Raw genomic sequence first — 12,685 nt, forward strand, 5'->3', positions numbered from 1 at the left:
TCGACGCGAACCCGGTTGCGCTGAGCGACCTGCGCGCCCGCGTGCTGAGGAGGTCCACGATGACCGCGACCGTCCTGTCCACGACAGAGGTGGAGCTCGAGGTGGTTCTCGAGCAGAAGGAAGTCATCGCCGACGGGGTGGTGCTGCTGACGTTGCGCCACCCCGGCGATGAACCGCTGCCCGAATGGGCACCCGGCGCGCACATCGATCTGTTGCTGCGCGAGAACCTGGTGCGCCAGTACTCGTTGTGCGGAGACCCGGCGAACCGCGCGGTCTTCCAGGTGGCCGTGCGGCGCGAGCAGGCCGGGCGCGGCGGTTCGGCGCACGTGCACGACGAACTCGCCGCAGGCGATCTGGTCCGCGTGCGCGGGCCGCGGAACAACTTCCGACTGGTCGAGGCCCCGCGGTACCTGTTCGTCGCAGGGGGGATTGGTATCACCCCTTTGCTACCGATGATCTCCGCCGCCGAGCAGCGCGGCGCGGACTGGCGGCTGGTCTACGGCGGTCGTACCCAGGCGTCGATGCCGTTCGCCGACGAGCTCGTCGCGCGCTTCGGCGACCGGGTCAGCCTGCGCCCGGCGGATTCCGGCAGCTCGCTCGAACTGCGGAAACTGCTCAAGCGGCCGGGGCGCGGAACCGCGATCTACTGCTGCGGCCCGGAATCCCTGCTTGCCGAGGCGGAGAAGCGCTGCCACCGCTGGCGGAGCGCACTGCACGTGGAGCGGTTCGCCGCGGCCGCACCGGCCGACGCGGGCCCGGCCACCGCGTTCGACGTCGAGCTCGCCCGCTCGGGCATCACCATCCGGGTGCCTGAGAACCGCTCGATCCTGGACGCGGTGGAGGACGCGGGCGCACCAGCGATGTCATCCTGCCGCGAAGGCATCTGCGGAACCTGCGAGACCAGAGTCCTCGACGGCACGCCGGACCACCGCGACTCGCTGCTGACCGCGTCGGACCGCGCGACGGGCGAAACGATGATGATCTGCGTGTCGCGGGCATGCGGGAGCCGGCTGGTGCTGGATCTGTAGCGCTCGCCGCCTGCCACAGCGGCCCGTCGCTCTCTTCGCGGCGCGCCGTTCCGGACCGGCACTGCTCCGGAACACGCCCGAGCTCCACGCCGGTTCCGCGTCCGAACAAGTTCCACACGGCGCCCGAGCAGAACTTTCCGGAATGTTCCGGATCCGTCCAAAGCGGGAAAGCTGAAGTGCGAACGGTTACACCGGAATCACCTTCCGTGACCCGTGATTAACCAAGTCATCAGGTCGTGCGAGGTACGGTTCTGCCGCTCGTAGACCGACTCCGCCACGCACAACGCGGATGTTCCAGCGAAACGAGAACGTGCGGCGCGGAAACCAGAGGAAAGGCTGCGTGGAAGGTCACGGATCCTACCGGGCGGTGACCGACCACCGCCCGCTCACGCCCCCGCGCCGGGATTCGCTCATCGCACGGCGCACATCCGATCTCGAGGAACCGATCACGATGGTCAAACGCGACGCACGCGCGCTTTCGCCCGAAGCGCTCGAAGAGTTGCGCAGACGTGCGGTCGCCGCGGTCGAATCGGGCAGTTCGCAGGCTCAGGTCGCCCACCTGCTCGGCGTCTCGCGGAAAACGGTCGGCGCGTGGGTGCGGGCCTACCGGCGCGGCGGCGAGAGTGCTCTGCGGCCCAGACCGCGCGGCCGCCGACCCGGCGACCAACTCGCCCTCACCCCCGCCCAGCAGGCCGCGATGATCAAGGCGATCGTCGCCGGTGCACCGGACCAGTACGGCCTCGCCCACCGGCTGTGGAACCGGCAGGCCCTGGTCGACCTCGTGCACCGCGAGCACCGCGTGTTGCTCACCCCGGGCACCTCCGGGCAGTACCTGGCGCGCTGGGGGCTGGTCGACGAGGCGTATCTGAAGACGATGAAGCAGGCCCAGGTGACCGCGGTCGTACCCCGGCGGTCCCGCCTGTTCGGCGAAGACCAGGAGTGGATTCCCGGCGCGGACGTCTTGTGGCTGGCCTGGACCCGGCCACACGCTCCGGGGCCGGAGAGCACCCGGCGGAACCTCATGACGGGATTCCGCGACTACTTCGGCGACGTGCACGTGCTGCAGGTGATCTCCACCCGAGGTGTTGTGTTCTTCCTGGCGCGGGTCGGGCAGTTCACACCGATGCAGGTCGAGCGATTCGTCGACGCTCTGCTGGGCCAGTTCGGCAGCCCGCTCAACCTGGTCGTCTGCCGCTGGCCGCCGCAATGCGGCGAGATCCTGCGCTCCCGGCCGGCCAGGCACGCCGGCAAGGTTGCGACGCGCTCGGTCGCCGACTGACCGCGCACAACGGCGCGGTACCCACCGTCCCCGGGACCCCGGGGCTTGCAATCCAGACGAAGGAGAGATCGTGAAGCTGACTTCCGCCCTGTTCGGCGGTCTGGCCTCGCTCGTGCTCGCGCTGGGCGCACCACCCGCACCGGTCGGCGCCGCGGAGAATCCGGGCACGCTCGTCGTCGGCGGTGCCCGTGGTTCGGAGCAATACCCGTGGATGGCCTCCCTGCAGCGGGAGGGCAGGCACACCTGCGGCGGCTCGCTGATCGCCCAGCGGTGGGTGCTCACCGCCGCGCACTGCGTCCAGGACGCCGCACCGCGCGATCTGGGGCTGCGCATCGGCAGTGCCGACCACACCAGCGGCGGCACCCTCGCAGGCGTGGCGACGATCGTCGTGCACCCCTCCTACGCCGCCGGCCAGCCGAATGGCGACCTCGCCTTGGTCGAGCTGGACAGACCTGTTCCGCAGGAACCGATCCCGATCGCCAAGGCATCGGGGACCGCTGGTACCGAGTCGCGGATCATCGGCTGGGGCCTGACCTGCCCGCTGCGCGGCTGCGGCGAACCTCCCGCCGAGCTGCAGGAGACCGCAACCCGCGTCGTCGACGACGGAGCGTGCTCGTTGAGCGGAATCGACGGCCCGACCGAGATCTGCACCGGCAGCAAGGAGCTGCTGTCCGGCAACGCCTGCTTCGGCGACTCCGGCGGCCCGCAGATGGAAGGCGGACCCGACGCGTGGCGGCTCACAGGCGTCACCAGCCGGCTCGGCGCGGCCGTCCCGGTCTGCGGCGCCGGCCCCTCGATCTACACCGATGCCACCGCCTATCGGGACTGGATCGAGCAGACCGCGCGCTGAACAAGTCTGCAATGCCACATCGCACGGGTCTTCCGCTCATCGGCGACCAGGGGCGGCCGGCGGGGCCGGACGATCTGTCCTGGCGGACGGCCGCGATGGCGCCGACGACGTCGCCGTCAGAGATGAACCAGATGCGGCTCCGGGCTCGCGGGCCTCGGAGTGGTTGGCGTCGCCGGGACTCGTCGGACGGCGTGGAGGCGGCAGGGGACTGGTGGGGGCAGCCCTGGAGGCGTACGGTGATCGGCGGTGTGCCGGGAAGTCTGGTCGGCGTGTTGTTGACCGGTCTTCTGGATGGAGCATTCGCTGATGAGATCAGCACGGCTGTTCGCTCGCCTTCGCCGCGCGGTGTTCGCTCGGCATTCGAATCCCTGGAGCGCGTGGTCCCGTTGGTTGACCGCGCCTGTGGTCCTGGTTCCGGTGTGGACGCGGAGCCGGCGGCACGCCGTGGTCGTCGGCGTGTGGTTCGCGCTCAACCCGGTCGTCTTCCCCGCGCCCGCTGACCAGCGAGCGTGGGCGACGAGGGCCATGCTGGGTGAGGAGCTGTGGATCGTCGCCCGTCCCAAGGACGCGGCGTTGGCCGTGAACGCCGCGGCCACCGGTGCGGGACTGGTCGCGCTGGTCGCTGCCAGGCGGCGCCGTCCGGTCCCCGCTGGTGCGGCGACCGTTGCCCAGATGCTGCTGTTGCTCGTGTACTGGGAGCTCATGGCGCGCTACTTCGAGGCGCACCGCGATGCCGGGGAGGGCTGGTGGAGCTGATCTACCGGACCCGGGCGGGACAGCAGGAGATCGCTCGCTGGTGCAGCGATCGGCTCGACCAGTGGCACATTCCGCACACCCGCCGGATGCTCGCGGTGCGGGGCGTTGCCACACACGTGGTCATGGCCGGAGAGAGCGGTCGCACGGTCGTGTTCCTTCCGGGCAAGAACTTCAGCGCCGCCACGTGTCTCCCGCTGGCGACCGCGTTGTGCGCGCGTGCCCGGGTCGTCGTCGCAGACCTTCCCGGTCAACCGGGATTGAGCAGCGCAGAGCGGATTCCGCGGGGTGCTCGACTGCAGTGGTACGGGGGCCAAGCACGTCCGCACCAGCACCGACTCGGGCAAGGCTCGGATCGGTGCTCGCGACGTGGACCGGTCCGTCCTCGTCGGGGACCCCGACGTGTCACTCCCGGTGCGCGCTCTCGTGCCGGCGGTTCGCGACACCCTCGGGATCGAGCCGCAGGTCATTTCTTCGGCAGGACATCTGGTGATCGGGGAACAACCCGCTCGGCGCGCGAGCGCACGTCTTGGCTGACGTGGAAACCGAAGCCTCAGCGGGCCTTTCACGCGACTTCGAATGCCTGATGGGACGAACATAGGAAGGAAGTGCGAGCATGGACGACCCGGTGGCGCAGACCGCGGTTGGTCCGGTGGCCATCGTGGCGATCGACCAGCACGAGGACATCCCGCTCGTGCGGTCCGACGTGGCCTACTGGATGCTCCCGGCGTCGGGGAGGATGATCGCCACGCTCACGAGCATTCCGCTGGTGCGGCGGTTGGTGGTCAACGCCGCGGAGAAGCGGATTCCGGGCCTGTGGGCGAGCATGCTGTGCCGCAAGCGCTACATCAACGACCAGATCCGCGGCGCGGTCCGTGCCGGGATCGAGGCGGTGGTGGTCCTGGGGGCGGGGCTGGATGATTGCGCCTACCGCTTGCCGTGGCTGTCGAACATCGTGGTCTACGAGGTCGACTTGCCGGAGAACATCAGCCGCAAGCGGGCGGTGTTGCAAAGGCTCTACGGCGAGGTGCCGGATCACGTCAGGCTGGTGCCGATCGACTTCGAGACCGGTGACCTGAACCAGGTGCTCACCGAACACGGCCATCGGAACGAGGACACGACCGCATTCGTGTGGGAGGCCGTCACGCAGTACCTGACCGAGACTGCGGTGCGCCGGACTCTCGGCACCCTCGCTGCGGCCGCGAGCGGCAGCCGACTGGTCTTCACCTATGTGCGCCGGGATTTCCTGGACGGGACGGAGCTTTATGGTGGGGAGGCGCTGTATCGGGAATACGTCGTCAAGCGCAGGCTGTGGGGCTTCGGGATGGATCCCGACGAGGTCGCCGAGTTCCTGTCCGAGTACGGCTGGCGGCTGACCGACGACGCCGGCCCGCGCGAGTTCGCCGAACGCTACCTGCACCCGACATGTCGCGAGCTGACCGCGAGCGAGGTGGAACGCTCGGCCTGTGCCGAGAAGATCTGACCGCAGGGCAACGGAGGAGGGCCCCGGATGAACGTGATCGCTCTGTCCGAGGTCGACGCGAACATGATCGACCTGGTGGGCGGCAAGGCTGCCGGACTCGGCGAGCTGATCAAGGCCGGCGAGCGGGTACCGGAGGGATTCTGCCTGACCACCGAGGCCCACAGGTCGGCGCTGATCCCGGAGGGCGAGCTCGTCGAGGCCTACAACGGCTTGGGAGCCGGACGTGTCGCCGTCCGGTCCAGTGCCACCGCCGAGGATCTGCCGTTCGCCAGCTTCGCCGGCCAGCAGGACACCGTTCTCGACGTGCAGGGCGCGGACCAGCTGATCCAGGCTGTGCGCCACTGCTGGGACTCGCTGTGGGGCGAGCGTGCGGTCGCCTACCGCGAGGCGAACGGGGTCGATCCCGACTCGGTGCACATGGCCGTCGTCGTGCAGCGGATGGTCGATCCGCAGGTGGCCGGGGTGCTGTTCACCGCCAATCCGATGACCGGCTGCCGCGCCGAGATGGTCGTCGACGCCGCTGCCGGACCGGGTACCGCGGTGGTTGACGGGACCGCGGCTGCCGACCACTACGTCCTGGCCGGCAGCGCCCCCGCACCACAGCGAGGATGCCTCGACCAGACCCAGCTGGAGGAGCTACGAGCCGCAGGGCTGCGGCTCCAGGAACGTTTCGGGTCGCCGCAGGACATCGAATGGGCGATCGACGCGGATGGCACGTTGTGGTTGCTGCAGTCCCGGCCGATCACCACGCTGTTCCCGCTGCCGCCTGACACGGGCCGGCCGTTGCCGCGCGTGTACGTCGAATTCGGGCATCTGCAGGGCATGCTGCGGCCGTTCACGCCGATGGGGATGTCTGCGATGAAGCTCGCGATGGCGATGTGGTTCCGCGCCTACGGCGCCAAGGTCGACCCGATCGACGGTCCTGGTGGGTTCGTCGACGTGGGTGGTCGCCTCTACGGTGACCTGACCGATCTGGTGCGCAGTACATGGACCCGCAAGCGCCTGCCGCGATCCATGCAGGTCTACGGGCCGCGGGTGTCGGCAGCGGTCGAGCGCGTGCTCGCGGATCCGCGTTTCCGCCCGCAGCCCGGTCCGCCGTTCCGCGTGGGGCCCGCGCTCAGGGCGGCGCTGCGGATCACCCCTTCCGCGGTGGCCGGGATCGCTCGGTCACTGGTGAGCCCGGCCGCGGCCCGGCGCCGTGCGTTCGACGAAGTCGAGGAGATCAAGCGGCAGGCGGCTGCACCGGCAGAGCTCAACACCGCGACCGAGCGGCTCCGTTTCGTCGAAGAGGTGCAGCGGCTGTTCATGGGGCCGGAAGTGGCGGGCATCCTGTGGCCGTTGGCGACCGGCATGCTGGTGAGCGCAGTGCCCTCCGGCCTGCTCCGAGGCATCGCCGGCGACGCCGAGTTGGACACCGTTCTCGGCGGCCTTCCGCACAACGTCACCACCGAGATGGACATGGCCCTGTGGCGGCTCGCGACAGCGGTCCCCGCCGAGCACCGCGAACTGCTGTTGAACACGCCGCCGACCGAGCTGGCCGCCCTGTACCGCCAGGGCACGCTGCCCGATGTCGGGATGGCGGAGTTCCTCGGCAGCTACGGGCATCGCGCCGCGGCGGAAGTCGACATCGGTGTGCCGCGCTGGTCCGAGGACCCGGCACCGGTCTTCGCCACGATCGCCAACTACCTGCGGACCACCGATCCCGAGCAGTACCCCGACCGGCGGTTCGAACAAGCTGCGGTCAGGGCAGAGGCCAAGATCGACGAGCTGGTGCGACGGGCGCGCCGGACCAGACCGATTCGTGGGCGGCTCGTTGGTTTCTTCCTCCGCCGCTCGCGCGAGCTCACGGGCCTGAGGGAGCTGGGGAAGTTCGCCTGGTTGTACACGCTCGATGCGATGCGCGGCCAACTGCTGCTGATCGGTGCGGAACTCGTCGCGCGCGGGCTGCTCGACCACCCCGACGACATCATGCTTCTCGAGATCCGCGAAGCCCGTGCCGCGGTGCAGGGCGATGACTTGCGGGAGGTCGTCTCCCACCGCAGAGCCGTTCATGAAAGGGAGTCGCGGCGGCCCAGGGTTCCGGTCGCCGTGCTCTCCGACGGGACCGAACCGGAAGCACTGACCGCGACCGAGCCGGCTGAGGACGGTGCACTGACGGGGCTGGGGGCGGCGCCGGGGCAGGTCACCGGTCGAGCGCGAGTGATCCTGGATCCGGCCGGCGCACACATCGAACCGGGCGAGATCCTGGTGGCTCCGACCACTGACCCCGGATGGACCCCGTTGTTCATGACGGCTGCGGGCCTGGTCACCGAGACCGGCGCGCCGATGGCGCACGGCCCGACCGTCGCCCGCGAGTACGGCATCCCGGCTGTCATCTGCGTCCGCAACGCCGTCAAGGAGATCGAAACAGGCCAGCTGATCACCATCGACGGTGCCGCAGGGACCGTGATCAGGAAGCCGCAGGCATGAGCCGCGGCGCGGGGGAGGTGTGTGCCGCGGTGGTCAGCCCGGTCATCGACCGGCAGGTCGACCAGACCCGGCCCGGGCCGCGCTCAGCGCCGGCAGGTAGGTCTCATGGTTTTCGTGGAAGGCATCGAGGTAACGACACCGACGACCCGGCCGGAACAGCTTAAGCAGCGACGAACGCAGAAGCCACCCGAAGCCTCCTGGTAAAGAGCCGTCGATGTTGCTGAGCGCGAACAACCAGACCTTCGTGTAGTTCTCGTTGCGTGTCCGGCCGCGCCTGCGGCCCTGCTCTCCCCGGTGCGGTAGTTCGAAAACACCGGGGTCGTACTCGAGTGCATCCCCTTGCTGTGGACCGAACGGACGTATGCCTTCGCAGACGGCTCTGGGCCCGCCGGGCTTGTTCGCATCGGTCCCGCGACGCACACTGGTGGGGGCATCGCTGTCGTGCGACTTGTGGTCGATGCTCTGGGAGTAGCCGTCAGCATGGGCGATCGGATCACCTTGATGATCTCGCGGTGCTTCGGAGCAACGCGAAGATTCTCACCCCGACCGGCGCGCTCGAGACACTCGGATCCGGTGCCTTGAACTCCGGCTATCCCTACCCTGCGAAACATTCATCCCTGAATCGGAGACGATCACGGTGCGTCCGCTGCAGGAGTACGGCCTGCTCGGCAACACCCGTACGGCCGCCCTGGTCGCTTCGGACGGCACGATCGATTGGCTGTGCTTTCCGCGGTTCGACTCGGGTGCCTGCTTCGCCGCCCTCCTGGGCGAGCCCCGCCACGGCCGTTGGGCATTGGCTCCGCGGGGCTCATCCAGCACCGTTGGGCGCGCTTACAGACAGGACAGCCTCGTACTGGAAACCCGCATGGCATGCGCCGCCGGCGAGATGCGCATCGTGGACTGCATGCACATTCGCGACTTCCACGCCGACTTGGTACGACGCGTGGAGGGGGTGCGCGGGCGCGTGCCGATGCGCATGGTCTTCAACCCGCGCTTCGATTACGGCAGCGTCATCCCGTGGATCCGGGTAGAGAGGCATCGGCTCCACGCACTCGCAGGACCCGACCACCTCACGCTGGATACCGACCTGGAACTGGAGGTGCATGACAGCGCGGTCTCTTGCGAGTTCAGCGTTGCCGAGGGCAGTTGCGTCGATCTGCGGCTGGCGTGGACCCCCTCGGCGCAACAACCTCCCGAGCGGATCGACGTCGGAGATGCGATCGACGAAACGACGCGCTGGTGGCAGGACTGGGCCTCCCGGTGCCGTTACCGAGGGGAGTACCGGGAGGCGGTCTTGCGATCGCTCATCACGCTCAAGGCGCTCACGTATGCACCGAGCGGGGGCATCATCGCGGCGCCCACCACATCGCTGCCGGAGGAGCTCGGCGGAGTGCGCAACGGGGACTACCGCTTCTGCTGGATACGCGATGCCACGTTCACCCTCATGGCACTGCTCTCCGCTGGCTATGTCCAAGAAGCACGGCAGTGGCGCGAGTGGCTGTTGCGTGCGGTGGCCGGCAGTCCGAGGCAACTGCAGATCATGTACGGCCTGGATGGCGAGCGAAGGATGCCGGAATTCGAACTGGGCTGGTTGCCCGGGTACGCGGGGTCTCGTCCGGTGCAGGTGGGCAACGAGGCGGCAAGTCAGTTCCAGTTGGACGTTTTCGGCGAGCTCATGGACGCGTTGCACCTATCCCGCACGAACGGGATCCCGCCCGATCCGGACGCGTGGCGGGTGCAACGCACGCTGATGGACTTCCTCGAGTCGAACTGGACCGAACCCGACAACGGGATCTGGGAGATGCGGGGTCCACGACGGCACTTCACGCACTCCAAGGTGATGGCGTGGGCAGCCATCGACCGAGCGATCAAGGACTCGTTGACCTTCCGCTTTCCCGGGCCGATCGACCGGTGGAAGCGGATGCGCGCCGACATCTTCGACGAGGTGTGCGAGAAGGGATACGACGTCGCCCGCAGCACGTTCACCCAGTACTTCGGTTCCCGATCGCTCGACGCGGCGGTGCTCACGCTTCCCGACGTCGGATTCCTGGCCGCAGAGGACGATCGAATGCGTGGCACCGTGGCCGCCGTCGAACGCGAAACCACCTTTGCGAGCACGGCCTCGTGCGGCGCTACTCCACGGGCCGCGAATCGCGCCGCATCGACGGTCTGCCGCCAGGCGAGGGCTCCTTCATCGCATGTACGTTCTGGCTGGCCGACAACTACGCCCAGCGTGGCGACACCGCTCGCGGCCGTGCCGTGTTCGAGAAGGTGCTCGCTTTGCGCAACGACCTCGGATTGCTCGCCGAACAGTACTCCTACGAGGACGGCTCGTCCCTCGGCAACTTCCCGCAGGCGCTGTCGCACATCGCCCTCATCAACACGGCGCTCAACCTCATGGCACGACCGGGCTCAGAAGGCGAACGCTCCACGTCGAGGTATCCAACGAGCCTTCCATAGGTGAGAGTGGGCCACCGGGGCTCCTTGGACGGGCCGATGGTGTACCCCGGGGTGGCCAGGGTATTCCGGAACCACCGCCGGCAGTGGGGTTGCCGATGGTGGTGCGTTTCTGCTGCTGCTCGACAGCACAGGATCGAGGACTCATGTGCGCCTCCGATGAACGTTCTCCCCAGGGTGGACGCGCCGGCCTGCTCATGTTGCTCGTGTTCGCCGCCGCAGCGGTCACGTTCCTCGCCATGTCCGTGCTGGCACTGGTTGTTGCCGCACTCAGTGGCTACGCGGTGCCGGGCGGGGCCGTGCCAGCCGCACCGTTGCTCGTGGCACTCTCGGTTCCCGGCGTGCTGGCCGCTCTGGTGGCACTTGCGGGTACCGCAGCGTTCGGAGCAGGCCCGCGTACAGGCCGGATCACGCGTGAACTCGCCGTATGCTGGCGCTGGCGAGCTGTCGGTCACGGTCTGCTCATCGGAGTGGCCGGACTCGTGCTGACGCTGCCCGCCGCAGTGCTGTGGGCTCAATGGGTGGGGCCGGCCCAGGCCGAATCCGCTCTCGGCGAGGTTTTCCATGGCAGGCAGTTCGGGATACCCGTGGCGGTGGCCGGCTTCCTGGTGGTGTGGCTGCTCGCGCCCATCTACGAGGAAGTGCTCTTCCGCGGTGTTCTGTGGCGTGCGTTCGAGCACTGGCGGTGGAACATGTGGGGAATCCTGGCCGTCACGACCGTGATCTTCTCCCTCTCGCACCTGGAGCCGCTGCGTGCTCCGCTGCTCGCTGTCGTTTCGATTCCGGTAGGGCTGGCTCGCCTGCTGACCGGCAATCTGCTCGGATCCATAGTCGCCCACCAGGTGAACAACTTGTTGCCGGCGTTGTTCGTGTTTCTGTTGTCCTCGGAGTGATGGCATGGCCGTGCGCTCCGTCCCGCGCCCCAACGAAATGCCTCCTACTGCGCCGGGATCCGGGTCTTTTCCGCTAGCGCGAAGCGCGTGCAGTCGGCACTTTCCAGCCGAGTTTTAACACGAGCCCCACAGCCGCACCAGTTCCCTCTGACGGAATCGTGATCTCACTTCACCGACGTGGTAACCACGACACACTGGGTCGACCGGTTTGGACGTGCCGCTCGCGGGTACCAGGAAAGGGTGACCAGGTACTTGTCAGCGTCTCTACTGCTTGTCTGGCTTCTTGCGATCTCGTCGGGCTGCACTGCCGAGCCCCACAACACCACGCCACCTGCCCCTCAACAAGAGCTTCAGAGTGCTGACCTGCCCGCCGTCGTCGAGCGGTCTGCGCCGAGCGTGGTCACCGTGAGTGCCGGACAGAGCATGGGGAGTGGAGTCGCGTACCGCGACAACATCGTTCTGACCAACGCGCACGTGGTGGGGGACAAAGCTCAGGTGGAGATCATCCTCGCCGACGCCACTCGCACCCCAGGCCAGGTTCTGGCCACCGACACCGTCACGGACCTCGCAGTGGTGCGCACAGAACGCACCGGTCTGCCGCAGATCCACTACCGCACTGAACTGCCTCGCCCGGGTGAAACCGTCATCGCCATCGGAAGCCCGCTCGGATTCGAGAACACCGTCACAGCCGGCGTCGTCTCGGGACTGCACCGCGAAATCCCCGGATCTGCCAAGCAGACCGAAGCCCTCGTCGATCTCATCCAGACCGACGCCTCGATCTCACCTGGGAACTCCGGCGGTGCACTGCTCAACACCCGTGGAGAAGTAGTCGGGATCAACAATGCCTACATGAAGCCGATCACCGGAGCGGTCTCCATCGGCTTCGCCATACCCACCTCCACCGCAGTGGACGTCGCAGACCAGCTCCTGGAACACGGCAAAGCGACCCATGCCTACATCGGTGCGTCACTCGGACGTGTCACTTCAGCACTGGACACCCGACTCGGACTGCCCGTCGACCACGGCGCGATCGTCCTCGCAGTGGATCCGGGCGGACCAGCCGCTACCGCCGGAATCCAGCCGGGTGATGTGATCGTGCAGTTCGCGGACAAGCCGGTGCGGACGGTCGAGGACCTGCTGGGCCACATGCGCGGCACGGAACCGGGCCAGAACGTGCGAACGACAGTGATCCGCCAGAACCAGGAGCAACAGCTCACCGTCACAATCGGCCAACAGTCCGACTGACCCAACAACTCGGCCACGGCTGCCTGTCGAGTATCGATGTACCCCGGATAGAAGAGCATCCGACAAGTGGTGGTGCGGGCTGGGCCACGGTTGTTCCCCCGCTCGGGGCGGACCTCTCCGGTGGTGAGGCAGGGCAGCGGCTATCTCTCGTGTTCGTAGGCCGTGATACCGCCGAGGCCCGCTCGTCTCAGCGGCGGGCGTTGGTTTGCCCGGGCTTGGCGAGCAATG

General features: G+C 68.1%; 9 protein-coding genes and 1 pseudogene. All 10 read left to right on the top strand.

Features of this window, described 5'->3' with window-relative positions; genetic code table 11:
* Nucleotides 1–59: 59 nt before the first annotated feature.
* On the top strand, nucleotides 60–1,028 hold the full coding sequence (locus tag SACE_RS12105) for a PDR/VanB family oxidoreductase (RefSeq protein ID WP_009947263.1): 969 nt from the start codon (nucleotides 60–62) through the stop codon (nucleotides 1,026–1,028).
* A 451-nt stretch (nucleotides 1,029–1,479) separates the two neighbouring features.
* Complete coding sequence (locus SACE_RS12110; protein ID WP_011873697.1) at nucleotides 1,480–2,307, top strand: helix-turn-helix domain-containing protein; 828 nt, start codon at nucleotides 1,480–1,482, stop codon at nucleotides 2,305–2,307.
* Between the two features lie 70 nt (nucleotides 2,308–2,377).
* Entirely contained in the window at nucleotides 2,378–3,157 is a 780-nt protein-coding gene (locus SACE_RS12115; RefSeq protein ID WP_009947260.1) for a S1 family peptidase, read from the top strand.
* Between the two features lie 306 nt (nucleotides 3,158–3,463).
* Nucleotides 3,464–3,913 (top strand): DUF6653 family protein, encoded by a 450-nt coding sequence (locus SACE_RS12120; protein ID WP_173401306.1) that lies wholly within the window; start codon nucleotides 3,464–3,466, stop codon nucleotides 3,911–3,913.
* A gap of 613 nt (nucleotides 3,914–4,526) precedes the next feature.
* Nucleotides 4,527–5,393, top strand: coding sequence for an SAM-dependent methyltransferase (locus SACE_RS12125; RefSeq protein WP_009947257.1), 867 nt, complete (start codon nucleotides 4,527–4,529; stop codon nucleotides 5,391–5,393).
* A gap of 27 nt (nucleotides 5,394–5,420) precedes the next feature.
* Nucleotides 5,421–7,862 carry a PEP/pyruvate-binding domain-containing protein gene (locus tag SACE_RS12130; protein WP_009947256.1) on the top strand — a complete coding sequence of 814 codons (2,442 nt, stop codon included), beginning with the start codon at nucleotides 5,421–5,423 and terminating at the stop codon, nucleotides 7,860–7,862.
* Nucleotides 7,863–8,499: 637 nt separating this feature from the next.
* Nucleotides 8,500–9,909, top strand: a pseudogene (locus SACE_RS12135) (glycoside hydrolase family 15 protein); the annotation flags it as partial.
* Between the two features lie 77 nt (nucleotides 9,910–9,986).
* On the top strand, nucleotides 9,987–10,322 hold the full coding sequence (locus SACE_RS39925; RefSeq protein WP_331386505.1) for a glycoside hydrolase family 15 protein: 336 nt from the start codon (nucleotides 9,987–9,989) through the stop codon (nucleotides 10,320–10,322).
* A gap of 95 nt (nucleotides 10,323–10,417) precedes the next feature.
* Nucleotides 10,418–11,212 (top strand): CPBP family intramembrane glutamic endopeptidase, encoded by a 795-nt coding sequence (locus SACE_RS12140; protein ID WP_143538117.1) that lies wholly within the window; start codon nucleotides 10,418–10,420, stop codon nucleotides 11,210–11,212.
* A gap of 240 nt (nucleotides 11,213–11,452) precedes the next feature.
* Nucleotides 11,453–12,457, top strand: a complete 1,005-nt coding sequence (locus SACE_RS12145; RefSeq protein WP_081468325.1) for a S1C family serine protease — start codon at nucleotides 11,453–11,455, stop codon at nucleotides 12,455–12,457.
* Nucleotides 12,458–12,685: the final 228 nt, after the last annotated feature.

This window comes from Saccharopolyspora erythraea NRRL 2338, assembly GCF_000062885.1.
In the GTDB taxonomy this organism is placed as follows: domain Bacteria; phylum Actinomycetota; class Actinomycetes; order Mycobacteriales; family Pseudonocardiaceae; genus Saccharopolyspora_D; species Saccharopolyspora_D erythraea.